Source organism: Leeia speluncae (assembly GCF_020564625.1).
In the GTDB taxonomy this organism is placed as follows: Bacteria; Pseudomonadota; Gammaproteobacteria; order Burkholderiales; family Leeiaceae; genus Leeia; species Leeia speluncae.
In genome coordinates, this window is sequence record NZ_JAJBZT010000003.1 from 41,378 (window position 1) to 67,839 (window position 26,462).

Genomic DNA, 26,462 nt, shown 5'->3' on the forward strand with positions numbered 1-26,462 from the left:
CAATTTGCTTCCACTTTATTGTGTAAGCTTGATATTACTATAGATCATTTATCTGTCATCTACCACCCACATTTTCGCCGCATCGCAGCAAATGCAGGGATATCTGACCAAGCGATTGCTTCGTAGTTAGACATTTTTCGCTTATCTAGCATGAGCCTGACAAACCAAATTAGCGCCCAACTTGCTAGCGCAATACCTAAAAAGGCAAATAACTGGCTGAACCGTGCCCAGCCGTATTGGTCAAACCCACTAGATAGCCAAAAAATAATGGCTCCCATAACAAGCTTTAATAAAATGGAAGCGGCAAGCCGTTTTTCCAACTCGGCAAGCATCGGATCATTCGTCTCGACTACCGTGCCGTTTACAGGGATCTGTTCTTCGTTTACATTCATGGCATCGACATATCACACTTTATGAACGGGTGAAACCGTCTCGTTTAACCCGATTTGATGGCAACTATTATATGACCAGCACCAACCACAATAATCAATTACAGCCAGCCGAGCAAGTTGCGTCTATTTTGCACTCCGTTGAACAGCATCTGTTAGGGAAGCAATTGGTTATTCGATATGCGCTGACGTCCTTATTAGCTAAGGGACACTTGCTACTTGAAGATGTTCCTGGCGTTGGTAAAACCACCCTCGCCCATGCCTTGGCAAGTTCGCTAGGACTAAACTATCAGCGGGTACAATTCACGAGTGATTTACTACCCGCCGATTTGATTGGGGTATCGGTTTACCTGCGTGATGCGGGCAAGTTTGAGTTTCATCGTGGCCCGATCTTTTCTCAGGTGCTATTAGCCGATGAAATCAACCGTGCGAGTCCCAAAACACAAAGTGCACTGCTAGAAGCGATGGCAGAGCAGCAAGTCACTCATGATAGCGCGACACATCTTTTGCCCGACCCATTTTTTGTGATTGCCACACAAAACCCGCAAAACCAAATTGGCACGCACGCACTACCCGAATCGCAGCTAGATCGGTTCATGATGCGTTTATCAATTGGCTATCCAGATGCGGCCGCTGAAAAAGCATTGTATTTAGGGCAACGAAGAGACAAGGTGGATTTGTCTAAACTAGCTACTCATGATGTATTGCAACTGCAGGCACAAGTGAATTCGGTCACAGTCAGCAGTGCATTGGCGGATTATGTAATCGCTTTAGTTAGCGCAACGCGAGAGCCAAACCGATTTACTCACGGCCTTTCCCCAAGAGGTGGCTTAGCCCTACTGCAAGCAGCCAAGGCATGGGCATTTATTGATGGTCGATCTTTTGTGACCCCGGAAGATATTCAAATGGTGTTTGCACCGGTCGCAGGACATCGTTTACTACCCAATAGCACCATTGATGCGGCGACAGCCATTTGCCAAGATCTAGTTAAATCGGTCGCGATTCCTTAATGATGATTCAGCATCGCATCCGGACATGGCTGCAACGCCCAAGGTATCCGCAAGAAGGCTGGGTAACGCTAGATCATCGTCATCTATATATTTTACCTACATGGCTAGGGATCTGGTTTTCTGTGTTGTTGATAACCATGCTGCTGGCTTCGCTAAACTTTAACTTAAACCTTGGTCTGATTCTCACCTTTACCCTTATCAGTATTTCATTGGGGAGCATGTGGTTTGCGTATCGTAATGTGCAAAACCTAAAGGTGGGGCACGCTATTCAATCTGCGATCTTTGCCAATCAACCCGCCGTGCTATCTGTCACCGCGCGTAACACGAGTAAAAATAGTCGATTTGGAATTTCTATTCGTTACCAAAAACATACAGGCGAAGATTACGAAGTCCATGCAGAGCAAGATACGGTTTTATTGGTCCCAATTGGGCATTTAAAGCGCGGCATTCATCCAATCAAGCGAATTAAGATTGCAGGAGAGTTTCCATTTCGGTTATTCCACGTATGGTCTTATGCAGATTTAGCCCAACAGATTACGGTGTATCCCGCACCGGAAGAAGCCTACCCGCCCCTTCCGTCTCCTGATCAAGGAGAGGATACGACAGGGCAAAGAACCAAGCCAGACGATGAACTACCAGAGCTGATTCGCCCCTACCAACTAGGCGATACCTTAAAGCAAATTGCCTGGAAACACAGCGCAAGATCAGACGAACTGGTTAGCCGATATGGAGAAGCGCAAGTCCCCAGTAATTTATGGCTGGATTGGCGGCAAACGGCGAGCGAAAAAGATACCGAGCTTCGACTATCTCGGCTCTGTGCATGGGTGATAGACGCGGAAGCGCAAGGTTTGCAATATGGTTTGTCCTTGCCTGGTGTTCAGTTGATGCCAAACAAAGGGGATGCACACTTACACCAGTGCCTCACCGCTTTAGCAGCGTGGAGAGGCTAGCCGAAATGCATCAAGCCTCTGTGACCAAACCCGCCTATGGAAAGCTTGGCTTACAACTAAGCCTTGCGCTGCTGCCGCTCGTCTTTTATCTGCCCTTATTTTTATTAGCTATTCCGGGCGTACTTGTTCTGACCGGTTGGATAAGGTGGAAGAAAGACCATAATGCGTTGCCTGTTGGGCAAACGAGAGTTGCGATTTTTCTCTCCTTAGCACTCGGCGCAACGGCAATTGCCCTCAGCCAATTTGCACTAGAAGACATTGCGGTGGCGTTCTTTATGTTGGTGGCTAGCTTGAAATGGCTAGAAACAAGAACCGGCCGCGATGCGATCATTTGCTGCCAGTTGAATTTTTTCACCTTACTTCTACCTGTATTGTATGACCAACCGATTTGGCTAACGGTATTAATGGTGATCACCACAGGGCTAACGCTATACCACTGGCTAGTGATTGCACATCCCGGCGTGCAGCAACAACTACCTTCACGGTATCTCACGAAGCTATTTCTCTTTGGTTTACCGTTAATTGCCATCCTATTCTTTTTATTTCCTCGATTTGAGCACCCGCTTTGGCAAATTAACGAACCGCCTAAAGCCCAATCTGGCATTAGCGATACCATGAACCCTGGCTCGATGAGCGAAATTGTTCAATCTGCCGAGCCAGCGTTTCGAGTGACATTTACTGGCCAAACACCTGACAAAACCGATATGTATTGGCGAGGGTTAGTGCTGTGGGATTTTGATGGTAAGAGTTGGAAAGGAAATACATCGCGCAAGGGTTATCAATGGAATAAGGCTGATGAGGTTGTCACTAATGTCAGTTACACCATTACACTAGAAGCGGCAAGCAATCGCTGGCTGTATCTCCTCTCCCCTGCGACAAACATCCAATCCAAAGAACGTGGTTTTATGAATATGGATGATGAATTTCTCTTAATTCGTCCTCCTGAAGGGAGAACGCGTTATTCAGCAAGTAGCGGAACAAAAAATAGCTTCCACCCCCTAGATGATTTTTCTAAGCAATTAGGATTAGCACTTCCTTTTGGCAACCCCAAAGCAACTGCACTTGGGCAATCTTGGGCAAGTAAATTTGCCAGGCCAGAAGACCGTGTTCAGGCAGCGCTTACCTTATTTGGCAGCGCGCCATTTAGCTATACGCTCAAACCCGGTTTACTGGGTGAGAATGGCGTGGATGAGTTTCTCTTTGACAGCAAAAAAGGCTTTTGCGAACACTATGCGAGTGCTTTTGTCTTTTTAATGCGAGCTGCCGGTGTACCAGCTAGGGTGGTTGTTGGTTATGCAGGCGGAGAATATAACCAAGTAGGCAATTACTATTTAGTTCGCCAAGCCAACGCACATGCATGGGCAGAAGTGTATTTAGAAAATAAAGGTTGGGTACGTATCGACCCGACAGCAGCTATCGCCCCTGAACGGGTAGAAACCAGTGTCCTTCAATTGGGCGATAGCCGTACCGATAGTAGACGCACAGCAACAGAAGCAACATGGGGAAAACAGTTAGGCTGGTTTGCCGACTCTCTGTTAAATGAATGGAATAGCTTGATTTTAAGTTACGACAGACAAAAGCAAAGAGAAATGCTTGAAAAACTTGGCTTAGATGGCGATAGAAAAACCTTGTATCAACTCATTGCCGTTGCCCTCGGCTTCTTTGCCATGATCGCGGTCATTGTATTGCTATGGCCAAGGCGCCGGCACTTAAGCGAAGAGCAGAAGCTATTTGCTTTACTGTGCAAGCGATTAAAAAGTAGAGGATTTGTACGTGTACCATCTGAAGGTGAAGGCGCGTTTATACACAGAGTATTGCGTGAGTGGCCAACACCGAAGAAAGAATTATTGGGGTTCTTAGCGCTTTACCAGGGAGTGCGCTATGGCAATCAGCCACTAGACACAAACGCGCGTCTGCAAATGAAATCGCAGATAAGTACCCTGCCTAAACGTTCTCGCCAATAGTCGGGCTTAAAATAAAAAAACCAGCAGATGAAGTATCTGCTGGCATAGTCACTAACTTAGTTGGGTTAGTGGGGGAAACGTTTATAGCTGGATCGATTTAATTTCATAGAACTCATGAATACCAAAATCGCCCCATTCACGGCCATTGCCCGATTGTTTGTAGCCACCCAATGGCGCATCGTAGTTAAAATCACCACCGTTTACATAACATTGCCCAGCACGAATACGGCGCGCAATTTTTAGACCTTCTTCTTTGTTTGCAGCCCAAACGCCAGAAGAAAGGCCGTATTTGCTATCGTTAGCGATTTCAATGGCTTCTTCGATGGTGTCATATGGGATCATCGCGATGACTGGCCCAAAGATTTCCTCTTGTGCGATAGTCATTTTATTGTGCACATCTCTGAAAATGGTAGGACGTACATAAGCGCCTTTATCAAAACCTTCTGGACGCTCAACACCACCAGTCACCAGTTTTGCACCTTCTTCTAAACCGGCTCGGATATATTTCAAGACGGTTTCGCGCTGCGCTAACGAGCTTAATGGGCCAATGTCGGTATTTTCATCATCAATTGCGCCAACCGGCATTTCTTCTGCGTATTGTTTTGCCAACACCACCGCCTCTTCGTAGCGACTACGCGGCACCAACATACGCGTTTGGCAAATACATGTTTGACCAGAGTTAATCATCACATCACGCACGCCGCTGCGTACGGCTTCTGCAAGTGGTGCATCTTCAGTGATAATCAGTGGAGACTTACCACCAAGCTCTAGGCAAACTCGTTTAATTGAATCGGCTGCAAGACGCTGAATACGCGCGCCAGTGCCTGTAGAACCGGTAAAGGAAACCATATCTACTTCTGGATGAGTAACCAGCGCATCGCCTAGTTCACCCCCTTTACCCGTCAGCAGGTTAAATACACCTGCTGGCAAACCAATTTCTTCGACGCACTCAGCAAAAATCAAATCTTGCAGCGGAGTAATCGATGCGGGTTTTAGCACCATGGTACAACCAGCGGCTAACGCTGGTGCCACCTTGCCAATTAGTTGATAGAGCGGGTAATTCCAAGGGGTAATAAACGCGCATACCCCCACCGGCTCTCTAACCACGAGCGAATTATTCACCTGCTTTTCTACATCCATTTCTGCAGCACGGTCAGCAAATTTAGCAAAGGCCGCAACGCAGTTCACTTGAATGATTCTGGCCCACTTAATTGGACAACCCATGGTTTGGGAAATCGCAATGGCCAGCTCTTCTTTGCGCGCTTCTAAGGCTTTTTGCAATTTACGAATGTATTCTGCGCGCTCGGCAGAAGACGTTTGAGACCAACTAGAAAAGGCCGCCCGCGCGGCTTTCACCGCTTTATCAACATCCGCCTGGCTGGCATTGATCACTTCAGCAACGGGTGCTTCTGTAGCAGGGTTAATCAGCGTAGTCCAACCGGTTCCTTCTGCAGCAACCCACTGGCCATTAATAAATAGTTTTTCGTAACGTTTCATGTTCATCTCTCCGAGATTCCACGCCGGTATTTACCGACACTGATGCGATCAATACCACGCATCATAACCATTGCAATCAATGCAACCAAGCCCTAATATGGCAATTATTTATTATCGAATGTGCAATAATGATTACGCTTCAAGCCATCGAATTATTTGTGCATGTTGCTGAGCACAGCACCTTTGCTTCTGCAGCCACCCGCTTTGGCGTGACGCCCTCGACAGTCACCCGACAAATTCAGCAATTAGAGACGGCATTGGGCGCAAGGCTACTCCAACGCTCTACCCGAAATGTGTCGCTCACCGAAGCGGGTAGACATTATCTACCGCATGCGCAAGCCTTATTAGAAGCGCATGACAGCGGCAGCGCCGTGCTAAATCAACTGACCCAGCGTCCTAGCGGGACGTTACGATTAACCGCCCCATTAGTCCTCACCACACTCTACTTAGTGCCGGCAATTCCTTCCTTTTTGAAGAAATACCCAAGTGTAAAGATTGATCTGCAATTGTCAGATGATTACCTAAATCTCATTGATATTGGCTTTGATTTAGCCATTCGGCAAGGTAATACACATGATTCAAGCGTGGTAGCCAGACGCTTATTTAGCTTTGACCGTAGTTTATGCGCAAGCCCTGCTTATTTGGCCGCCCACGGCATCCCTACGACGCCGGATGACCTAAAAAACCATGTCTGCATTCCTTACAACCGAACCAACAAAGACATGGTGTGGCAGTTCCAGAAAAATGGTAAACGGGAAAAAGTGATCCCAACGGGCACCTTACAAAGTAACTGTATTAATAGCCTAAAACAACTCACGCTAGCAGGGGTGGGGATTTGTCGTCTGCCGAATAAGCTCATCCAAAATGAAGTGGCAACGGGTGGTTTAGTGAAGCTATTACCCGACTGGCAAAATATTGTGGATGATCAGCTAGATACGTTTTATGCGGTCTACCCGCAAAGAAAGCTGCTTTCACCCAAAGTGGGCGCCTTTTTAGAACATGTGCAGCAATATCTAAGAGACCAACAGCTTTAACTCTCACTCTTCACGTGCCCGATCCGATTAAATCTATTGCGGAACCTGCAAGATGATATTGCAGGTTCTTTCTTGTTATTCAGCATCCTTTCAGTAAACTGGCTGGCAAAAATAGCATTCACTCGAAAGCACTGCCCACATGAAACCCGTTGCGATTGTTCAGCAGATTCATCACGACACGCCCGATTATTTCACTGATTTTCTAGATAGCGAAAACATCCCTTGGCAGCTTTTCCGGATGGATCAGGGAGATGAACTGCCAACGACTATCGCCAACTTTAGTGGCTATTGCATGTTGGGTGGGCCGATGAGTGTCAATGACGAAGCTATTTACCCTTGGTTAAGCACCGAGATGCAGCTCGTTAAAGAAGCCTATGAATTAGATATTCCGATGATTGGGCACTGTTTAGGGGGGCAATTAATCGCCAAAGGGTTAGGTGCAACGGTTGCGCCAGTACCAATGCCAGAAATTGGTTGGTGCCAAATTCAAATACATGATGAAAAAGAGGCGAGTGAATGGTTTGGCGGAGAGAACCCAGCCAAATTGTTTCAATGGCACGGAGAAGGATTTCAACTTCCCGCTGGCGCACGCCTCATTGCAAGTAGCGCACACTGGCAAAACCAAGCTTTTTTGATAAACAACAAGCACTTAGGCATGCAATTCCATTGCGAAGTGAAAGAAGATAAGGTAAAACATTGGTCTATAGAAGAACGGGCCGAGATTGAGTCCGTCCAACATCATGCTAGTGTTCAGTCAGCCGACGAGATACTCGCATCACTTGCAAAAAGCATACCGGAGAGTAACCGAATAGCGCATCGTATCTACAGTAGATGGATACAAGGCCTTATTCGTGCATAAGTCATTCCTGCAACAGGAATCCGATGAACCTACTCAAGGAACAATGCAATGACCTTTCTCACCACCGACCTGTGTGACGCACACAGCGAAAATCTTCAAGTTGCCAGCCCAATCTTCAAAAGCTATGGTGGCCAACCTCGTTTTTACGGCCAGATTGTCACGTTAAAAGTATTTGAAGATAACTCCTTGGTTCGCACCACGCTTTCTGAACCAGGTGAAGGCAAAGTCTTAGTGGTGGATGGAGGCGGCTCATTACGTTGTGCTTTAGTGGGTGATCAAATTGCAGCACTTGCTGTTGATAATCACTGGGCCGGCATCATTGTGTACGGCTGTATTCGAGATAGCGTTGCCATTAGCAAGCTCCCTATTGGTGTGAGAGCACTCAATACGCACCCGCTAAAAAGCGTGAAAAAAGGCGTTGGCGACAGAAACATGATTTTGCATTTTGCCGATGTCAAATTTCACCCGAATGATTACGTTTATGCCGACGAAGATGGTGTGATTATTTCCCCATCGGCGCTGTGGTAAGCCCGCAGTTTGCGTGCTTTAAACGGGTTGAAAATACATTTATCACTTTGTCTTGCTAGATTCATCGCAAAGTATTTCTTTTAAAAGGGAAATAAGCGATAACACAGCAGCAGACAATGGTTTTCTAGGGTAAAATTCCGCTAGTTCATGACTAGAAAAGTCTGGGCCTGTCAACCCAACTTAACGGATACCTATTGCTATGCTACCCCACCAGATTGATACCCTGATTTCCGCCCGCTGGGTGGTTACTGTTGACCACCACAATAATGTGCTAAACGATCACTCCGTTGCCATTAGCCAAGGAAAAATCGTTGCGATTTTACCTACCGCTGATGCGCAAAAGGCGTTCGAAGCGAAAGAGCACATTCAATTACCTGGTCACGCACTGATGCCAGGGTTAATCAATCTGCACACGCATTCAGCAATGAACTTACTGCGTGGCTTTGCGGATGATTTAGCCCTAATGACATGGCTAAATGACCATATCTGGCCAGCAGAGAAAAAACACGTTGGTGAACAATTTGTTTACGACGGTACTTTATTGGCAGCAGCGGAATCGTTAAAAGGTGGTGTGACCACACTGAACGACATGTATTTCTTCCCTGCGCCAACCGCGCAAGCAATGATTGATGCGCAGATTCGTGCGGCAGTGAGTGTGAACGTGATCGAATTCCCGACACAATACGCTGTAGACGCAGATGACTACCTGAAAAAAGGCCTAGAAGCTTACAACAAGTTTGGTGATCACCCGCTACTACAATTCACCATGGCACCGCATGCGCCATATACCATTTCTGACAATACCTTTAAACGCATGTTGTCTTTGGCGGAAGAACTAGACATGCAGATTCACTGCCACATTCATGAAACACGTGCAGAGATCGAAGGCAGCTTGAAAGAGCATGGTGTGCGCCCACTAGAACGTCTAGCAGGTCTTGGTTTATTAAACCCGCGCTTAATTGCTGTTCACATGGTGCATTTAACTGAAGATGAGATGGCTCAGTTAGCCGCAAACGGAGTGCACATTGCCCACAATCCATCTTCAAACATGAAACTAGCCTCAGGCATTTGCCCTGTACCTGCGCTGCACGACTTTGGTATTAACGTGGGTATTGGTACAGATGGTGCGGCATCGAATAACCGTATCGATATGTTTACCGATATGCGCACCGCAGCACTACTAGCAAAAGTTGGTACAGAAAACCCAGAAGTGGTGCCAGCCTCTAAAGCACTAGAAATGGCAACCATCTGTGGAGCCAAAGCGCTTGGTCGTGATCATGAAATTGGTTCGATTGAAGTGGGTAAATTAGCTGACATCACCGCAGTAGATCTTTCTGACCTAGTATGCCAGCCATGTTTTGACCCAACCTCACAGCTAGTTTATGTAGCAGGTAGAGAACACGTGACCAACGTATGGGTGAATGGTAACCGTGTTGTTGCCAACCGCGAACTAACCACCGTAGACGAAAAAGAATTGCTAGCCAAAGCACAAAGCTGGCATGACAAGCTAAAAGCTTAATCGACTAACGCCCATCTTTCCCGTTGTTCAACTGGTTAGATGGGCGTCAATCGTTGACTGCCTTCAAGGATCTCAAATGAGCGCTGCCACTCAAGAAAATAAAGAATTAAACGTCGATCCACATGAAATCGATAAATTCAGCCAATTAGCCCATAAATGGTGGGATAAAAACAGTGAATTTAAACCACTGCATGATATCAACCCATTACGCGTTCACTTTATTGAAAGAATCGCCGGCTTAACCGGACAAAAAGTATTGGATGTGGGTTGTGGCGGTGGCATTCTGAGTGAAGGCATGGCCGAAAAAGGCGCAGACGTAACCGGCATAGATATGGCGGAAAAGTCGCTCAAAGTTGCAAAACTACATTTGTTAGAAAGCGGCCAAAAAGTCACTTACCGTTGCGTACCCGCAGAACAGTTTGCCGAAGAAAATCCAGAAACATTTGATGTGGTTGTGTGCATGGAAATGCTAGAACACGTACCAGAGCCAGCGAGCATCGTCGCTAGTTGTGCTGCACTAGTAAAGCCAGGCGGTTATGTGTTCTTCTCTACGCTCAATCGTAATCCAAAATCTTACTTGATGGCGGTACTAGGTGCGGAATACCTACTCGGTATGTTGCCGAAAGGTACTCATGAATATGGGCGATTTATCAAACCATCTGAACTCGTGCGCATGACACGAGGTGTTGGTTTAGAGCTAGTCGAGATGAGTGGACTAACATTTAACCCCATTTCACAGCAGTACTCGCTAAATAACGATACAGATGTGAATTACATGATTGCCTGCCGCAAGGACCCTGCTTAATGTCATTAAAAAAGCCAGCAGCAGTATTGTTTGATTTAGATGGAACGCTAGCCGATACCGCACAAGATTTAGGTGGCGCATTAAACTCCCTTTTACAAGAAGAAGGCATGCCAAGTGTAGCGTATGAGCGTATTCGCCCTATTGCCTCACACGGCGCACGCGGGCTAATCGAACTTGGCTTTGGGATTGATAAAGCACATGCCCAATTTGACGATTATCGCCAGCGTTTTTTGAACCATTACGAGCACATGTTTTGTGACCGTACCGTGTTGTTTGATGGGGTGAACAGCCTGATTCAACAATTAGAAGCACAAGGCATTCGTTGGGGGATTGTGACTAACAAACCGATGCGCTTTACTGATAGGCTTGTTCCGAAGCTTGGCTTTCTAATCGAGCCAGGCACGGTTGTTAGCGGCGATACCGTTGGCGTAGCCAAACCAGACCCAAAGCCGATGTATCATGCAGCTGCCGAGTTGGGGGTTGCCCCTAGTGATTGTTGGTATGTTGGTGACGCGCAACGCGATATTGATGCCGGAAAAGCAGCAGGAATGTTCACGGTATTAGCAAATTATGGTTATATTTCGAGTACTGACACACCAACAGAATGGGGTGCAGATATTACGATTGATCAACCAGCGCAGTTAATCACCCATATTCCACAAGGCTAAGTCATGAAAACCCTCGGTATGATAGGCGGCATGAGTTGGGAATCTACCTTACCTTATTACCGCTATCTAAACGAGGGTGTACGAGACCGTTTGGGCGGGCTCCACTCCGCCAAACTAATTCTTCATAGCGTTGACTTTGCGGAAGTAGCTAGTTTGCAGCAATCTGAAGATTGGCAAGGCGCAGGGCAATTGCTCGCCAATGCCGCCGCGGGTCTAGCCAATGCTGGGGCAGACGGCATTATTCTTTGTACCAACACCATGCACTTAGTGGCAGAGCAAATTATTGCCGCCACCCCACTTCCCTTTTTACATATTGTCGACCCCACCGCCAAAGCGCTACAAACAGCGGGCATTCAAAAAGTCGGTTTGCTGGGCACACGCTTTACGATGGAAAAACCATTCTATGTAGAGCACCTCGCCCAACACTATCAAATTGAATGTCTAGTACCTGATACAGCAGCCAGAGAAGACCTACATCGGATTATTTTCCAAGAACTTTGTCAGGGTATGATTAGCGATACATCACGCCAACGCTGCAAGCGGATTGTGCAGCAGTTAGCAGCAATGGGTGTAGAGGGGATTATTCTGGGATGTACCGAATTAGGTTTACTACTAGAAAACGAAGATTCGATTCTGCCGCTATTTGATACCACCAAGCTACACGCCACCGCAGCGCTTTCTTGGATGCTTTCAGAAGAAAAACCCCATCTGATTCGCTAAATTAGCAGTAACAATGCTCACCGCAATTTAACGAATCTGTAGATAGGGACAGTAAAAGAGCCGATAGCTATTTAGTGACTAGAGAGAAATGGATCGAAGGTGTACGAGCCATCTGTATCACAAGTAGAGCCTTCTACAGCACAAGAATCACTCACCTCAGCCCCTTTGTTTGTAAACTGGATTGTCGTTTCACAACGTTTCGCTCCATTTTTCCAAGGATATTTGGCGGTGCCTGAAGTATCTAATGTGAGTGTTTTATTGTTGATGCTTACATCTCCCCCGCAACTTCCCATTCCCGCACCCAACCAAATTTTATAGGTGTTTTCCTTCACCTTTTTCACTTTTAGCAGGCCATTACACTCGCTACATGTATAGCTTCCATCTCGCGGAGAAAGAGCAAAAACATTAGCCGCGCAAGACAATAACAAGCTAGCAATCAGAATTTTTTCAACAGGATGTTCCGTTGAGGTTTTAACAGGAGCGTCTCAGAGCCTGAATCAGGCGCACTGGTTACGACCTGTCTACCATGAAGAGCTTGAGTGTTGTCTTGTCAACCAAGACATAGTCATAACTATCATGTGCATACTCCACTGCAATCAAATGGTATTTTTCAAACGCGTGTACGTAAACGTAATACTCTTCATCTGACTCCCCTCCATTTTTCCCCGGCGGAAAGTAAGCCCCTTTAAACTTTAAAGGGGGTAGGTTCGGGGCGGTAATGACTAGCGTGTTGCCAGTCTGACTAATGCCTTTTGGCAACCTATTCTTTTTAGGGCGTTGTTCATACAGATTATTAAAAACGGTTTCAGAATCTGTAATATGTAATCTAGCCTCTGCATCGGCGCGTCGAATATTTGCACAAACTTTTGGATCATTCAGATTGCCCACACGTGCATCGATTGTCAGCGCCTGTACTTGCCCAATTAAAGCAAGGCAAGTAACGATACCCAATATCAACCTTTTCATTTCCACCATCCAAAAAAGTACAATATCATAATCAAAATAGCATAGATTGTAAAATAATTATACAATTGGCATAAATTAATCATGCGCAATTTAGAGACATTTTTCAATCAACTTTTTGGTCATATTCCCTATTCTTAGTGCTTTGGTATAGTATGGCATTTTCATGGGCAACAAACTCACCACTACACATGCCCTGCTTTTCTGAATCTAATCGGCTTAACTACATGGAGTGTAAAATGGCTGGAAAATTCGAACTCAAACCCACCAAAAATGATGGCTTTATGTTCAACCTGAAAGCGGGGAATGGACAAGTTATTCTGACGAGTGAAATTTATAACAGCAAAGCAGCAGCCCTTAATGGCATCGAGTCCGTAAAAAAGAACGCGGCAGATTTAGACAAATTTGAAGCGCGCGAATCCAAAAATGGTGAACCCTACTTTGTATTAAAAGCAGGGAATGGACAAGAAATTGGGCGAAGTGAAATGTATTCAGGAACAAGTGCAATGGAAAATGGCATTGCATCCGTTAATAAAAACGCCCCTGATGCTGATGTGGTAGAGCTTGAAGCGTAAATCCACTCATTCAAACATCAACGCCTGCCAGACTTGGCAGGCGTTTTTACATCAAAAGATAAAACATGCAAACGCCCACCTTTTATCGTGCTGAAATTATTTTTTGCCAAGAAGCCATCACGATAACCAAAGCCATTATTGAACAGCACAAAGAGAATTTTGCTGCTTCATTCTATAACCACATGCTGGATAATACGGAAGCCGCACACTTCTTATCCCCCGAAGTGATTCAGGCACATTTAAAACCAGGTTTGCAAGTATGGTTAGAAAAAGTCTTTTCCGTTGCAGATGAAGACTCTCTCAACAAAATGCTGGCCATTCAGCGCCATGTTGGAGAGGTGCATGCGCGCATAGAAATTCCAATCGGGCTCGTAACCCAAGGTTTCCGCTTACTTAAACACAAAATACACGACGAACTACTCAAAACAGACGCGTCAACCTCTTTGATCCTAGCGGCGGTCTTACGGATAGAAACCTTGCTAGATATTGCATTAGAAGAAATGAGCCATGCGTTTATCGCATCTCATACAAAAAATGCACGGATTGATGAAGCGTATAAGATTGTCGCCGCAGGGCAAAATCTATCATTAGAGAAAGAGCGGCAAGTAAGTGCGTTACTGGAGTGGGAAAACAAACTTTTCCGCGCACTAACCACCAATCAAACCTTAAACCATGTCACCAAGTTATCTGAATCTGCTTTTGGGTTATGGTTACATCACAAAGCAAGCCTGTTATTTGACCAAACCAATGAATCGAAAAAGATCGATTTGCTCATCGCCAAAATTGATAACGAGACATTACCATCACTAATCGGTTCGAATGAAGAGCATACACAAAACCAAACGCAAACAATACGGCAGTTAGTTAGCGACATAGAGCAGATTACTTATTTGCTTTCCACCATCTTTGACCGCTTCATTGGCTTAGAAGTGGGTAAAGATGCAATGACCCAGTTATTTAATCGACGCTTTCTTTCGACTATTTTAAGGCATGAAATCGAACTGCATCGCAAAAGAAAAGATGAGTTTGCAGTCTTAATGATAGATATTGATCACTTCAAACAGATCAATGACCTTCATGGACATGACATGGGTGATAAGGTCATCCAGCACGTAGCCACTACCTTGATTAGCCAAGTAAGAGCCGGAGACTTTGTCTTCCGATATGGCGGTGAAGAGTTTTTAGTATTACTTACTGAAATCACACCACATCAGGCCTTGGCCATTGCCGAAAAACTGAGACATAAAATTGCCCACACGCCAATATCACTAGCAGACCCATTGCCAGTACATTTATCGGTATCGGTTGGACTTGCACAGTATGATGGCCACCCAGATTATCAACGGTTAATTAGCAGAGCGGATGCGGCCTTGTATGAAGCGAAAGAAGCCGGACGCAACCGTTGCGTTGTAGCCAGCTAAGCATTGCTTGACGTATCACCCCACAGAGAATCGTGATAGAATGTAATTTCTTCATCTGGGGGCGACTTGGTTTCGACGTGGGTTGCAAAGCAGACGAGGGCATGCCGGGATCTCAGAACCCCGTAAAACGCTGAACTAAATTAGTCGCAAACGACGAAACTTACGCCCTAGCAGCTTAATAACCTGCGTTCGGCCGTTGCACTGATTCTCTGACGGGTCAGAGTGGGGCAACCCACAGCAGCGTCATTTACGTCAGATCGTGTTGGTATGGGTAACTTATATTGACACTAAACTTAAGGTTACTCGCTGTAGCAAGGCCTGCCGGTTGGCATAGCTGCGGTTAAACTCAAATAAATTTGGCTAAGCATGTAGAACTTGCTGTAGAGGGCTTGCGGACGCGGGTTCAATTCCCGCCGCCTCCACCAGTTTCACTTCTTACGAAGTCTAAAGAAAGCCAGTAAACCTAGTAAAATCAAGGTTTCTGGCTTTTTTTACGTCTTTTAGAATTGAAAAAAAACAGTTTCCACCGGCTTTTTAGATCAGCTATTTTCAGATTTTTCAAATTGAATCATAACTTCGTCTGACTTCAATCTGGCTTTTAACCAGTCTGATACGCGTGTTTTGACGGGGGTGGTCAAGTTATTATCCGCGGTCACTTTCAAGAAGATCGTTTTTGATTTATCCCCGTTCGCATCGACAATTACCCCTTCCGTAAACATCACTTGTTGCACTTCTGGAAAGAGTAACTTTAGCTCTTTCGTTACGTCTGTTGCTTGGCCTAGTAACCTATCCCTAAGAGCCAATTCCGCACGTAGTTTTTCGACTTGAGAATCTCTTAGCTTAATGGTCTCTTGGCTTTCTTTTAGTAAATCAGACAGTAAACTCGATTTAAGCGCAGTCACATCAACACGATTTTCTCCGGCTTGGTGAAGGATAATTTTGGTACCTTCTAAGCTGGCAGCTGCTAATTTCGCCTCGATATTTTTAAGCGTTTCAGCAGGAATTGGCTCGCCAAGTAACGAGAGGTCAATCTCTCGTTTATCTGGATCGATTTTGGAATCGACGACTTGTGCATTGGCAAAAACAAACTCTTGATTAATAAAGCTTTGCGCTTTAGCACGAAATACTTCTTGTCTGACTAAATCTAATGCCAAATAGCCACTAGGCACCGATGTTACAAGTGCGATGGTGAGCAGTGCTAATTTCACTTGATGTTCGGCTTTGGGGTTGGCGAAGCCGTGCTTTTTAAGGCGCAAGGCGCGAATGCCTACGACGGTTGCCAGTGAAATAAACACACAGTTAATGGCATATAAATACATAGCGCCACCAAAAAAACGCCACTGCCCTGTCGCCAGCCCAAAGCCCGCAGTACAGACTGGCGGCATCAAGGCGGTTGCAATCGCCACACCGGGTAATACGTTAGACCTTTCTTTGCGGGTAATACCAATAATACCGGCTAAGCCACCAAACAAGGCGATCAAGACATCCCAAAGTGTTGGGCTTGTTCTTGCCAACAGCTCGGATTGGGTTTGTTGCAGTGGCGTTAGAGAGAAATAAATAGCCGAGACAATTAAGCTAATGATGGTGGCGATAAATAAGTTGGTGAGCGATCTTTTTACCAAGTCAAAATCATAAACTGCTAGCCCTAACCCTACGCCCATAATTGGCCCCATCAATGGGGAAATTAACATGGCACCGATAATCACGGCAGTAGAGTTCACGTTTAAGCCAATTGATGCCACAAAAATTGCAAACATCAAAATCCAAGGTGTTGCACCTCGGAGCTCTACCCCATCACGGATGCGGTATTCGATTTCTGCATCTTCTGCTTTGTCATCGCTAAGGCTGAATCGCTCTTTCAGCACGCGGCGGATTCTCACGCTATGAGATGATCTTTTTTCTGGATATGGGCTATTCAAGGGCAAAACCTCCTTGGTACATCAGCAACAAGCAAACTACAGTGTTTATTCACTTTTTTTATTGTCCTTGAAGCTAATTTTTTTCTCTAGCTTATGAATGAAAAAAACTAACTCGGCGCTCAATTCCATCAATACTTTAATGACAAAGTATTAAATATCTTGATGTTCAAATGATTATTCGTATCATAAGTTGTGAAATAGCTATCAGTATCCCTACTATTTGTTGCCTATGCTGCGGTTAGGAATATAACTATTTGGTTTGAGGAGACGGTGATGAATGCTCGACAGACGGCAATCTTGCTCATTCTCGGCTTCGCCTTAATGTTAATCGGTGCTAGCAAAATCTCTCAAGCCTCAGGAATGGTTTCTATGATTTGCTTAACTTCTGATTGCGCATCAAAATAAGCCCCACCCCCTTCGTTCTACCGAAACGTTTACCAAAAGATTATATTTAGCAATTATTAACACGCCTGTAGCATCTTCTTGCGCTCTCAACAGCTTTTTACAAACAGTCTTAGTTCTCGACAATATTCATTTACATCCTTTCGGCAAACTGTATTCAACAAAGAGGAAAAGACTCTTGCGTTGAACACTTGCATAAAAAAGGATGAAGAAAATGAAAAAGTTACTCTTAGCGGGTCTTGTACTAGCATCTACGATTGTATTTGCTGAAACGCCAGCGAAACCTGCACCAGCGCCGACAATTAAGTTGAGCCCTGCGCAAAAGAACACGATTAAATCTTGCTATGCCAATGCAACAATTAATGATGATGGACGTCCTGACCGCAAAGGGGTAGAAGCATGTTTGGCAAAGAATAAAATTGTGTTGCCGCATCATGAGCGCAAAGGTGGCTGGCGCGACATGAAACCAGAAGATAGAGCAAAAATGAAACAAGCGTTTGAAGATTGTCGTGCACAAGGTAAGCCAAGTGACGACAAAAAAGCAGATCATGAAGCCATGCATGCCTGCATGGAAGCAAAAGGGATTCAACTTCCATCGCACCACGGCAAACGTGACGGCCAAGGCAAGCCAGGCCCTAGAATGGAAAAACCAGCTTCGGCTAGCTAATTAACACCAGATTCAGAACAACCGACTCTCTCTTCCTGACGGCCCAATTGGGCCGTTTTTTTATGTGGAAAACGACTGCAGATTTCTGAGAATTTGGTCAAAGATTATTAAAAAAGCATCTTTTTTGGGGGGGCAATCATATTAAGCATCGAATTGAGGGGCTATGATCAACCACAGAATCATCTTAACAAGTTTTGACTTTAGTTAAAATACAAAGGATTCGATGCGAATGAATATGGCAACATTCCCTCACTTCGACAATCTTCGCAAAATCCATTCAGCTGGATTAGACGAGTTTTTAGAAATCCTACTGCATGCAAAAACGCCAGAGGAAGAGCGCATGCTTGTAGCAATGGTGTTAGGTGAACAGCAAACACAAGTTAGGCCGGAGGGCATTACCCTGCAAGATATGGTGCAGCTAGTATCGTTTTTTGATAATCCCCTACCACAGCATCATTAGCCACCGAGAAAGATCAATGCATGGACACTTTTTGCTTCTGTGCCCAGCAGTAAGTGATACCTAGAATACTAAACATCACAGCACTAATAATCACAAAATACCCATGAGCGCCCATATGCGTCATTGCAGTAGAGACGATGATTGGGCCAACAATCCCGCCGATGGAGAAAATAAGTAGCATTGCGGCGCTGATGGTGGTTCTTAGGTAATCAGGGATATGATCGTTTGCATAAGAAACGACCAATCCGTACACCGTAAAAGACAAACTGATATAGATGAAAATCAGCCCTTCTTGCCAGATGCTTTGTGACAAAAAGGAAATGATCGCGGTGAGCGTGCCGCCAAGCAGTACAACGACACGCAAAATTCGTATCCGTGAAAAGTGATCGGACAATTTACCAACAGGCCATTGCAAAGCAAATGCAGCAATCATTGCACCGCCCATAAAATGGGCAATTTCATCTAGTTGGTAATGTCGCTGTTTTAAGTAAACGGCCATCATCGAGTAAAACGAACCATTCAAACAACCAGCGCCAATGGCCCCCCATACAGCAAGAGGAAGCGCCTGGTACAGTTTCTTTAGGCTATCTAAATTTAAAATGGGCTTCTCTTTTGGCGCTTGATCGCCATAGGATTTGACCGGGCGGCCGGTAATCATCATTGGCAGTAGAGAAAGGCTAAACAAGCAGGTAATCAGTAAGTAGGGCGTATCAGAACTATTTTTTGAAAACTGTAATAAGCCCTGCCCTACGCTGCTAGCAAGATAGGCCGTGGTTAAGTAAAAAGAAAAGATACGACCACGCTGTTGATTCGTTACCGCGAGATTCATCCCACTTTCGATAACGGTAAACAAAATGGCCATACATGCGCCTTCTAGTAAGCGCAGAACGCCCCAAAAGGTAGGGTTGATATACAGCGCATGTCCTAGCACAGCAGTACACAAGACGGCGGCCATTGCGGCGTATGAACGCTCATGCCCCAACCTTGCAATAATAACGCCAGACGCCCACGCGCCAATCAAGAAACCTAAATAGTAAGCCGCCTGCACAGCCCCCACTACCGCAGGGGAAAATCCCGCCTGGGTGATGTCTACCGAAATCACGCTGGCAAACACCCCATTTCCCATCATCAATAAGGCATTACTAATTAAGATCGCTAGTACGGCTTTGATGAGATGGGTCATGCAGCAAGTCCAAATATAAAATGGGAGAGTAAATGGCGGGCAAAGTAAGGCGAATTCTAATTATTCTATTGTTTTACTAGGAATTACTTTGCAGTGAAACGACATAAATACATCAGAAAACGGCGTACTAAAAGACATAGCTCTATTGTTTAGTTAGAATTAAAAAATGTTTAGCGCGTTTGTCTAATATGAATGAATTAAACTAGCGACTAACCAAACTAATTTCCGCAGCAGCACGTATTAAATGAAATCTTCTTCTTTGCATCATATTGTGATGGTAGGCAGGCAAAATTTAGATAAAAGTAATCATCCTATCGATTTAATTACACAATATCTGACTAAAGATGCATTTTCATTTCAGTGGTTTCTGTCTAAAGAGCATACCTTTGTCGAGGCCAGAAATCGCTGGTTACAAAAATTCGACCGCATGCACATTGCACAAATCATTCGGAACTGGAAGCTACTCAATCGAATAGTGATACAACTAATCAAAAAAACCTATTGGCTTATGCATCCATCTGCACTGTTATATGTCTTATTCTATCGACAAAATAATCGTGTGATGGCAAATGAGATAGCTTGTCTTTTAAAAGCCATGCCAGCAGATGAAGTTGTGACATTGCTTTGCTATTCAGCAGGTGGCATCCAAGGTTCGTTGGCGAGTCTAGAAAGCAAGGTAGATCATCTAATCTGTTTTGGTTACCCTTTTCAGCATCCTGACAAACCGCCGGAAGCCGAAAGAACGGAACATCTAGCAAAACTAAAGACACCAACTCTCATTTTTCAAGGCACTCAAGATCCTTATGGTCATAAGGATCTTGAACATACCTATCAATTAAGCTCGTCGATTCATGTTGAGTTATTAGATACCGATCACGAATATCGACTTTCTGATACGGATTGCGACCGTGTATATCAGCAAATTAAACAATTTCTTCAGTTACCATCAGAGGAAAAAGCTTAAGCAAGGCTAGTCACTAACCATACATAAAACGGGATCCCAAATAGCAAATTCAGAGGGAACGTTACCCCTAGTGACAGCCCAAGATAAAGTGAAGGGCTTGCTTCTGGGATGGCGTAGCGAATCACGGCAGGAACAGCAATGTATGAGGCGCTACTGGCTAAGACCACCAATAAGATCGTATTACCGACTTCAAGCCCTAGCGTATGCGCTAATACCAAAGCAAGCAATGCATGTACGAGCGGGGCGATGATCGCATAGACAATGACTAACGCCGATTGCTGACGTAGGCTTGGCCAATTTTTAGCAACCTGCATGCCCATGTCTAACAAGAAGAATGCCAACATACCTTTGAATAGATCAACAGAGAATGGGTGCATCATCTGCTGACCCGCTTCGCCGGTGATAATCCCAATTAACATAGCTCCAAGCAGCAACAACTGAGCACCATCGGTAAAAGATTCGTGCAGCAATTTACCAAGTGGCATGGAAGGCATACCGCCACCAGTTAGACTTAATTGACCATTCCCCGATACCATTGCCGAACCTGCTGTATTCGCCATCCGGATTTTGTTGGCCATTAGCACCGCAATAATAATGGCTGGTGATTCCATTAACGCCATCGATGCGGCCATGTGTCCGCCAAACACAATACCTTGGTTTTCTAAGTATTGCGTAGTGGTAATAAACGTTACCGCACTCACTGAACCATAGGTTGCCGCGACGGATATTGCGTCTAGCGAAGGCATCATCCGGCGTAAGATTTCAAAGTCGAGCAATGGAATCACTACTGCTAGCAAGATGGCTGCAAACAAACTGGCTGAGACGGCGCCAGTAATGCCGCTGGCTGCAAGCGCAAACCCGCCTTTTAAACCAAGTGCCATTAATAAGTACAAACTCAGAAAACGAGAGATGGCCGGCGGAATTTCCAGATTCGATTTAAGTAACCCTGCTGCAATACCAAAAATAAAAAAGAGGATCGAAGGGTCGAGTAAGGTGTGCATTTATTATCTCCTTTGCATGCGACGCATCTTACTCAATTGGTAAAATAAGTTAAAATCGATTTATTCACTACTTATCATAGAGTTTTATCTATGCATGCCACTTTTCGACAATTACGGCTTTTTCTTGCACTGGCAGAACACGGCAGTATTAGTGCCGCTGCTAATGCTTGCCACGTCACCCAACCCACCGCTTCCATGCAGCTAAAAGAGCTGGCTGATAGCATTGGTTCGCCGCTGTATGAAGTCATCGGGAAAAAGGTTTTTCTCACCCACGCAGGCAAAGCCCTTGCACAAACCGCGAGAAATATTGCCAATGAATGGGCCTCTTATGAGCAGCTAATTTCAGCGCAGCATGGGCTAACACAAGGTAAATTAAAAATTGCGATTGTGAGTACGGCAAAGTACTTTGTGCCAAAACTGCTAGGCGAATTTTTTAACCAATATCCAGATATTGATCTCTCATTAGAAATTCATAACCGCGCGAGGGTGATTGAACGGCTTCGAGAGAACTTAGATGATCTGTATGTAATGACCACACCACCGTCTGATATAGACGTAGTGCAAGAAGAATTTTTAAATAACCCTTTAGAAATCATTGCCTCTGCACGCCACCCACTCGCCGGGCAAGCCCATATTCCGTTGTCGGAATTAGTGAATGAGCGATTTATCTTACGGGAGAAAGGCTCTGGCACCCGTATGTATTGCAACGCCTATTTTGAGACTCACCAGTTTTTCCCTGAAGTACGCTTAGAACTAGGAAGTAATGAGGCGATTAAACAAGCAGTTTCTGCTGGGCTAGGATTATCAGTCATTTCCCATCATGCATTGGGTGAGCATTATGTGGATGAATCATTAGCGGTATTAGATGTGGTAGATTTTCCAATTGCTTCAAAATGGTATGTGGTGCATTTAAAAGGGAAACGTTTAAGCCCTATTGCGGAAGTATTCAGGGAGTATTTGTTAAGTAAGCGGCACTAATTGTAAACCGCCCACAAAAAAATTAGCTTTTTAAAAAAGACCAACTACACTTCATTACATGACAATTGATTAGCTTATATTTGAGGAATAATGGCGCATAAAATAGGTGATTTCCTTGTTCTAAAGAATACAAATGATCAATCTCCTATTCTGGATGATGAACAAAGAAGAAGTGCGCGTTTATTTCGATATATGTCTGTGCTTTGCACAGGGTTAATGATATTCACATCTGCGTGCCATGCCCTTAGCTTGCAATTATTTACGGAAGACTCCCCGCCCTACAACTATATGGATCATGGGGAGTTTCACGGGATTTCAGTAGATAAAATAAAAAGTGCCTTAGATCAACTTCAAATTTCCTACCAAATCAAGCAACTTCCATGGGCCAGAGCGCTTCTAGAAACACAAAGAACACCCAATAGTTGCTTATTTTCCACGTCAAAAACACCAGATCGACTCAACGCATTTAAATGGATTGGCCCCATTAGTTACAATTTATGGGTGCTTTATAGCCGGAATGATTTTTCTGGCAACCTGCTGACCTTAGAAGATGCAAGACCATACACGATTGGTACCTACAATGCCGACGCAAGAGACTTCTATCTAAAAAGCCACGGTTTTAAAGTCGATACTGCCGCGCATGATGAACAAAATCCTGCGAAACTAGTCGCAAAACGCATCGATCTTTGGGCTACCAGCCCTTTTAAAGCGCAAAGGTTGCTAAGGGAGCAATCTCTAGTAGGCAGCCTAGTTCCTAAACTCACCTTCAATAAAGAAGACCTTTACCTAGCTTGCCACCTTCAGCTGCCCGACCAAATGCTACAACGCATTCAAGCAATGCTTTTGCAAGACGCAGCGAAAGGCATCCATCGCAAAATTGATGCTAGCTACCAGCTTCCTCCTGTTCCTACTCATTTAACACTCAATAAGTAATCCCGCTTTTGTCAGTCGAAATTAGAATAGTGACATCGTTATTATTCGTTATATAATTTTATACATATCCGAGAATAACGAAGGATTCACTATGCTGCGCTCGCTGTCGAAAATTGTTTTATCCGCATCCATCCTATCGCTTTCTGTAGCAAGCCACGCCGAAGAACTTACCGTTTCTGCCGCAGCCAGCCTGACCAATGCCTTTAAGCAAATTGCTCAGGCATTTGAAAGTAGCCATCCGAACGACAAAATCCAATTTAACTTTGCGGCATCTGATGTGTTGGTTCAGCAAATTAGCCAAGGGGCGCCAGTGGATGTGCTTGCGACGGCGGATGAAGATTCGATGGATAAAGCCGCAAGCAAGCAGTTAATCGATAAAACAAGCCGTGTGCAGTTTGCGGGCAATAGCCTTGTCCTCATTACACCAGTGGATACCAAAGTAGCGATCAAATCTTTAACAGAGTTGAATAATGCCAACGTTCAGAAGATTGCCGTTGGCAACCCAGCAAGCGTGCCCGCTGGCAGATATACAAAAGATGGTTTAAGTAAATTGAAGCTCTGGGCAACGGTAGAGCCGAAAGCTGTTTACGCCCAATCGGTACGCCAAGCCTTAGACTATGTAGCCAGAAGTGAAGTGGAAGCCGGTTTTGTATATGGCACGGATGCGCTGATTATGAAAGACAAGGTGAAAGTGGTACTTCGTGTCCCGCTAGATGAAAGCATCACCTACCCTACTGCGATTGTTAGTGCATCTACCCACAAAAAACTCGCAGGGGACTTTGTTCGCTTCTTGCAATCGGCAGAAGGACAGTCTATTTTAGGACGCTTTGGTTTTACCAAGCCCTAACCATACACCATGAGTAATATCTGGACCCCATTATTACTATCGTTAAAAGTAGCCGGCTGGGCCACGCTGATTAATTTAATCTTAGGCGTGGCAGCTGGGTATTTATTAGCGCGGGTTCGTTTTATTGGCAGAGACCTTCTCGATACAATTGCCACCTTACCCTTAGTTCTCCCACCCACAATCTTGGGCTACTACTTACTGGTAATCATAGGCAAAAAAGGCTGGCTAGGTAGCTGGTTAGATGGATTGGGCATTCGCCTCATCTTTACCTGGCAAGGCGCGGTGATTGCAGCGAGCCTAGTCGCATTCCCCTTGGTGTTTAAAGCGGCCAGAACAGCCTTCGAGACGATTGATCCGCAATTTGAAGAAGCAGCTAGTGTGCTAGGACTCAACAAATGGCAAACATTTACCCGCGTTAGCCTGCCACTGGCATGGCGCGGTATTTTGGCTGGTACATTACTTTCTTTTGCCCGAGCAATGGGCGAGTTTGGCGCAACTCTGATGGTTGCAGGGAGTATTCCCGGCAAAACACAAACCTTATCGATCGCAGTATATGAAGCCGTGCAAGCAGGCGAAGACCAACTAGCCAATCAGCTCGTCATGATCACTTCGCTAGTTTGTATCATTGTCCTTTGGGGGGCGAACCGCCTTTTACCAGGGCATCACGCAAGGCAATTTCCCCGTGCTTAAAGTGCAATTCAAAAAAACACTACGCAGCGGAAAAGAGAGTTTCACGCTATCTGCCGCTTTCCAAACCTCAGCAGACCGAATCGTCTTATTTGGCGCATCTGGTGCAGGGAAATCACAAACATTGCGTGCGATCGCTGGCTTAACCAAGCCAGATGAAGGATGCATTCAATTTAAAGAACAAACGTGGTTTGATCATTCCAACTTTATCGACTTGGCTCCTCCCAAAAGAAAAGTGGGGTTTCTGTTCCAAGATTACGCTTTATTCCCCCATTTAACGGTATCGCAGAATATTGCGTTTGGCTTAACAAAGACAAGCGTTAACCCCAGCAAAAAAACGATTCTGCCTGAAGTGGCCACATGGTTAGATAGGCTAAATATTACTAACCTAGCCCATCTGCTTCCTAGTGCGTTATCTGGTGGGCAGCGTCAACGTGTGGCACTTGCCCGCACCTTAATTACATCACCACAACTACTCTTACTAGACGAACCCTTCGCTGCAGTCGACGCGGGGTTGCGTCAGCAAATGCGTCAAGTGATTAGCGAACTACAGCAGTCACTCAACATTCCACTCATCATGATTACGCATGATCCAGAAGATCGTGATTATTTTGGCGAGCGAATTATTCATTGCGAGCAAGGCTATATTCATGGCTGAACATTCTTCATTCACCGTTGAAAGTGAACTCTCTCTCTCAATCAACGGGCAATTGCTGGGTGGCAAAAACCGTATCGCCCTACTGTCTGCCATTGCTGCAGAAGGATCTATTAGCAAAGCGGCTAAACGAATTGGGCTAAGCTACAAAGGCGCATGGGATGCAGTCGACACCATGAATAATCTGGTGGGTGAACAGCTTGTTGAGAAAATGACAGGGGGCAAAGGGGGCGGAGGGACGCGGCTAACACCGCGTGGCGAATTGCTGGTGCTGCAATACGAACAACTCTGCCACGCCCAAAAAGCATTTTTAAATCAATTTAATACCGAGAATAACGCCACGACGTTACCCGTTAATCTCTTTCAGCAACTCAATCTAAAAACCTCGGCCAGAAACCAATTTGTCGGCACCGTAGAGCAGATACAAAAAGGCGCGGTCAATGATGAGATCACGATTTTACTTGCCGGTAATCAACCATTAATTGCCACGATTACACATGAAAGCACCGAAGCATTAGGGCTAGCAGTGGGGACATCTGTCATTGCGCTGATTAAATCTTCATCCATCCTGTTAGCCGATGCTTTACCAGGTATTCGACTCTCTGCCAGAAACCAGTTCAAAGGGGAAATTGAGCGAATCACCCAAGGCGCGGTAAATAGTGAAGTCACGCTATCGCTCCCTGGTGGGCTAACCATTGCAGCCATTATTACCGAAGAAAGCCGAGAGGCACTTCATCTAGCCATTGGGCAACCAGCGATCGCCTTATTTAAAGCATCAAGCGTGATTCTGGGTGTATTTGATTAAACCGACCGACTAATCTTTGATGATTAGCCACATCAAAGATTGCTGAATCTACCTCTCAC

Annotated in this window: 29 protein-coding genes and 1 other RNA gene; 23 read left to right on the plus strand and 7 right to left on the minus strand. The window is 45.2% G+C overall.

The genetic code is table 11. The features are described 5' to 3' along the window. Nucleotides 1-59: 59 nt before the first annotated feature. Nucleotides 60-392: a hypothetical protein gene (locus tag LIN78_RS06140; protein WP_227179583.1), complete on the minus strand. Its 333-nt coding sequence runs from the start codon at nucleotides 390-392 to the stop codon at nucleotides 60-62. A 71-nt stretch (nucleotides 393-463) separates the two neighbouring features. On the opposite strand from LIN78_RS06140, the gene LIN78_RS06145 reads away from it, so the two are divergent. From LIN78_RS06145 to LIN78_RS06155, 3 genes are read left to right on the plus strand one after another with little or no spacing between them, the layout of a single operon-like run. Beyond that, nucleotides 464-1,399 (plus strand): AAA family ATPase, encoded by a 936-nt coding sequence (locus LIN78_RS06145; protein ID WP_227179585.1) that lies wholly within the window; start codon nucleotides 464-466, stop codon nucleotides 1,397-1,399. Continuing rightward, nucleotides 1,399-2,349 carry a DUF58 domain-containing protein gene (locus LIN78_RS06150; protein ID WP_227179587.1) on the plus strand — a complete coding sequence of 317 codons (951 nt, stop codon included), beginning with the start codon at nucleotides 1,399-1,401 and terminating at the stop codon, nucleotides 2,347-2,349. Before LIN78_RS06145 ends, LIN78_RS06150 begins: the two co-directional genes overlap by 1 nt. 5 nt (nucleotides 2,350-2,354) lie before the next feature. Next, entirely contained in the window at nucleotides 2,355-4,313 is a 1,959-nt protein-coding gene (locus LIN78_RS06155) for a transglutaminase TgpA family protein (RefSeq protein ID WP_227179589.1), read from the plus strand. Nucleotides 4,314-4,394: 81 nt separating this feature from the next. On the opposite strand, the gene LIN78_RS06160 is transcribed toward LIN78_RS06155, so the two are convergent. After that, nucleotides 4,395-5,810 (minus strand): aldehyde dehydrogenase family protein, encoded by a 1,416-nt coding sequence (locus tag LIN78_RS06160; RefSeq protein WP_227179591.1) that lies wholly within the window; start codon nucleotides 5,808-5,810, stop codon nucleotides 4,395-4,397. A gap of 128 nt (nucleotides 5,811-5,938) precedes the next feature. Between LIN78_RS06160 and LIN78_RS06165 the strand changes: the two genes are divergently transcribed. The 7 genes from LIN78_RS06165 (at nucleotide 5,939) to LIN78_RS06195 (ending at nucleotide 11,943) form a co-directional block, all read left to right on the plus strand. Beyond that, the gene (locus tag LIN78_RS06165; RefSeq protein WP_227179593.1) at nucleotides 5,939-6,844 is read left to right on the plus strand and encodes a LysR family transcriptional regulator; all 906 of its coding nucleotides are present in this window, start codon (nucleotides 5,939-5,941) and stop codon (nucleotides 6,842-6,844) included. Between the two features lie 139 nt (nucleotides 6,845-6,983). Further along, a complete protein-coding gene (locus LIN78_RS06170; RefSeq protein ID WP_227179595.1) occupies nucleotides 6,984-7,703 on the plus strand; it encodes a type 1 glutamine amidotransferase in 720 nt (239 codons plus the stop codon). A 48-nt stretch (nucleotides 7,704-7,751) separates the two neighbouring features. Beyond that, on the plus strand, nucleotides 7,752-8,231 hold the full coding sequence (rraA, locus tag LIN78_RS06175; protein ID WP_227179597.1) for a ribonuclease E activity regulator RraA: 480 nt from the start codon (nucleotides 7,752-7,754) through the stop codon (nucleotides 8,229-8,231). A gap of 199 nt (nucleotides 8,232-8,430) precedes the next feature. Beyond that, nucleotides 8,431-9,750: a TRZ/ATZ family hydrolase gene (locus tag LIN78_RS06180; RefSeq protein ID WP_227179599.1), complete on the plus strand. Its 1,320-nt coding sequence runs from the start codon at nucleotides 8,431-8,433 to the stop codon at nucleotides 9,748-9,750. 76 nt (nucleotides 9,751-9,826) lie between these two features. Further along, entirely contained in the window at nucleotides 9,827-10,555 is a 729-nt protein-coding gene (gene ubiG / locus LIN78_RS06185; RefSeq protein WP_227179601.1) for a bifunctional 2-polyprenyl-6-hydroxyphenol methylase/3-demethylubiquinol 3-O-methyltransferase UbiG, read from the plus strand. Continuing rightward, a complete protein-coding gene (locus tag LIN78_RS06190) occupies nucleotides 10,555-11,223 on the plus strand; it encodes an HAD family hydrolase (RefSeq protein ID WP_227179603.1) in 669 nt (222 codons plus the stop codon). Before ubiG ends, LIN78_RS06190 begins: the two co-directional genes overlap by 1 nt. A 3-nt stretch (nucleotides 11,224-11,226) precedes the next feature. Continuing rightward, nucleotides 11,227-11,943, plus strand: coding sequence for an aspartate/glutamate racemase family protein (locus LIN78_RS06195; protein WP_227179605.1), 717 nt, complete (start codon nucleotides 11,227-11,229; stop codon nucleotides 11,941-11,943). A gap of 71 nt (nucleotides 11,944-12,014) precedes the next feature. Here the strand turns inward: LIN78_RS06195 and LIN78_RS06200 are convergent, their stop codons facing one another. Together LIN78_RS06200 and LIN78_RS06205 are read right to left on the minus strand one after the other, a co-directional pair. Then, nucleotides 12,015-12,275, minus strand: coding sequence for a hypothetical protein (locus LIN78_RS06200; protein ID WP_227179607.1), 261 nt, complete (start codon nucleotides 12,273-12,275; stop codon nucleotides 12,015-12,017). Between the two features lie 178 nt (nucleotides 12,276-12,453). Further along, nucleotides 12,454-12,909: a hypothetical protein gene (locus LIN78_RS06205; RefSeq protein ID WP_227179610.1), complete on the minus strand. Its 456-nt coding sequence runs from the start codon at nucleotides 12,907-12,909 to the stop codon at nucleotides 12,454-12,456. Nucleotides 12,910-13,145: 236 nt separating this feature from the next. On the opposite strand from LIN78_RS06205, the gene LIN78_RS06210 reads away from it, so the two are divergent. The 3 genes from LIN78_RS06210 to ssrA all read left to right on the plus strand — a co-directional run bounded on the left by LIN78_RS06210 (nucleotide 13,146) and on the right by ssrA (nucleotide 15,327). Then, complete coding sequence (locus LIN78_RS06210; protein ID WP_227179616.1) at nucleotides 13,146-13,481, plus strand: YegP family protein; 336 nt, start codon at nucleotides 13,146-13,148, stop codon at nucleotides 13,479-13,481. A gap of 65 nt (nucleotides 13,482-13,546) precedes the next feature. Continuing rightward, nucleotides 13,547-14,902 (plus strand): GGDEF domain-containing protein, encoded by a 1,356-nt coding sequence (locus LIN78_RS06215; protein ID WP_227179618.1) that lies wholly within the window; start codon nucleotides 13,547-13,549, stop codon nucleotides 14,900-14,902. Nucleotides 14,903-14,959: 57 nt separating this feature from the next. Then, nucleotides 14,960-15,327: a transfer-messenger RNA gene (gene ssrA / locus LIN78_RS06220) on the plus strand. A gap of 114 nt (nucleotides 15,328-15,441) precedes the next feature. Here ssrA and LIN78_RS06225 read toward each other — a convergent pair. Continuing rightward, on the minus strand, nucleotides 15,442-16,821 hold the full coding sequence (locus LIN78_RS06225; RefSeq protein WP_227179620.1) for a TIGR00341 family protein: 1,380 nt from the start codon (nucleotides 16,819-16,821) through the stop codon (nucleotides 15,442-15,444). 273 nt (nucleotides 16,822-17,094) lie between these two features. Between LIN78_RS06225 and LIN78_RS18160 the strand changes: the two genes are divergently transcribed. The 3 genes from LIN78_RS18160 (at nucleotide 17,095) to LIN78_RS06235 (ending at nucleotide 18,350) form a co-directional block, all read left to right on the plus strand. Continuing rightward, nucleotides 17,095-17,226, plus strand: coding sequence for a hypothetical protein (locus tag LIN78_RS18160; RefSeq protein ID WP_264474524.1), 132 nt, complete (start codon nucleotides 17,095-17,097; stop codon nucleotides 17,224-17,226). Nucleotides 17,227-17,437: 211 nt separating this feature from the next. Further along, the gene (locus LIN78_RS06230; protein WP_227179622.1) at nucleotides 17,438-17,890 is read left to right on the plus strand and encodes a hypothetical protein; all 453 of its coding nucleotides are present in this window, start codon (nucleotides 17,438-17,440) and stop codon (nucleotides 17,888-17,890) included. 229 nt (nucleotides 17,891-18,119) lie between these two features. After that, the gene (locus LIN78_RS06235; RefSeq protein ID WP_227179624.1) at nucleotides 18,120-18,350 is read left to right on the plus strand and encodes a hypothetical protein; all 231 of its coding nucleotides are present in this window, start codon (nucleotides 18,120-18,122) and stop codon (nucleotides 18,348-18,350) included. Between the two features lie 13 nt (nucleotides 18,351-18,363). Here the strand turns inward: LIN78_RS06235 and LIN78_RS06240 are convergent, their stop codons facing one another. Further along, complete coding sequence (locus LIN78_RS06240) at nucleotides 18,364-19,533, minus strand: MFS transporter (RefSeq protein WP_227179626.1); 1,170 nt, start codon at nucleotides 19,531-19,533, stop codon at nucleotides 18,364-18,366. A 244-nt stretch (nucleotides 19,534-19,777) separates the two neighbouring features. On the opposite strand from LIN78_RS06240, the gene LIN78_RS06245 reads away from it, so the two are divergent. Further along, on the plus strand, nucleotides 19,778-20,497 hold the full coding sequence (locus tag LIN78_RS06245) for an alpha/beta family hydrolase (protein ID WP_227179628.1): 720 nt from the start codon (nucleotides 19,778-19,780) through the stop codon (nucleotides 20,495-20,497). On the opposite strand, the gene LIN78_RS06250 is transcribed toward LIN78_RS06245, so the two are convergent. Next, a complete protein-coding gene (locus tag LIN78_RS06250) occupies nucleotides 20,494-21,498 on the minus strand; it encodes a sodium-dependent bicarbonate transport family permease (protein ID WP_227179629.1) in 1,005 nt (334 codons plus the stop codon). The genes LIN78_RS06245 and LIN78_RS06250 overlap by 4 nt on opposite strands. Nucleotides 21,499-21,588: 90 nt before the next feature. Between LIN78_RS06250 and LIN78_RS06255 the strand changes: the two genes are divergently transcribed. The 6 genes from LIN78_RS06255 (at nucleotide 21,589) to LIN78_RS06280 (ending at nucleotide 26,403) form a co-directional block, all read left to right on the plus strand. Continuing rightward, entirely contained in the window at nucleotides 21,589-22,476 is an 888-nt protein-coding gene (locus LIN78_RS06255; RefSeq protein WP_227179631.1) for a LysR family transcriptional regulator, read from the plus strand. Nucleotides 22,477-22,566: 90 nt separating this feature from the next. Then, on the plus strand, nucleotides 22,567-23,409 hold the full coding sequence (locus LIN78_RS06260) for a substrate-binding periplasmic protein (protein WP_227179633.1): 843 nt from the start codon (nucleotides 22,567-22,569) through the stop codon (nucleotides 23,407-23,409). A 91-nt stretch (nucleotides 23,410-23,500) separates the two neighbouring features. After that, nucleotides 23,501-24,256, plus strand: coding sequence for a molybdate ABC transporter substrate-binding protein (gene modA, locus LIN78_RS06265; protein ID WP_227179635.1), 756 nt, complete (start codon nucleotides 23,501-23,503; stop codon nucleotides 24,254-24,256). 9 nt (nucleotides 24,257-24,265) lie between these two features. Further along, nucleotides 24,266-24,946 carry a molybdate ABC transporter permease subunit gene (modB, locus tag LIN78_RS06270; RefSeq protein ID WP_227179637.1) on the plus strand — a complete coding sequence of 227 codons (681 nt, stop codon included), beginning with the start codon at nucleotides 24,266-24,268 and terminating at the stop codon, nucleotides 24,944-24,946. After that, entirely contained in the window at nucleotides 24,939-25,601 is a 663-nt protein-coding gene (locus tag LIN78_RS06275; RefSeq protein ID WP_227179640.1) for an ATP-binding cassette domain-containing protein, read from the plus strand. Before modB ends, LIN78_RS06275 begins: the two co-directional genes overlap by 8 nt. Next, nucleotides 25,594-26,403: a TOBE domain-containing protein gene (locus LIN78_RS06280; protein ID WP_227179642.1), complete on the plus strand. Its 810-nt coding sequence runs from the start codon at nucleotides 25,594-25,596 to the stop codon at nucleotides 26,401-26,403. The genes LIN78_RS06275 and LIN78_RS06280 overlap by 8 nt, the downstream gene beginning before the upstream one ends. Nucleotides 26,404-26,462: the final 59 nt, after the last annotated feature.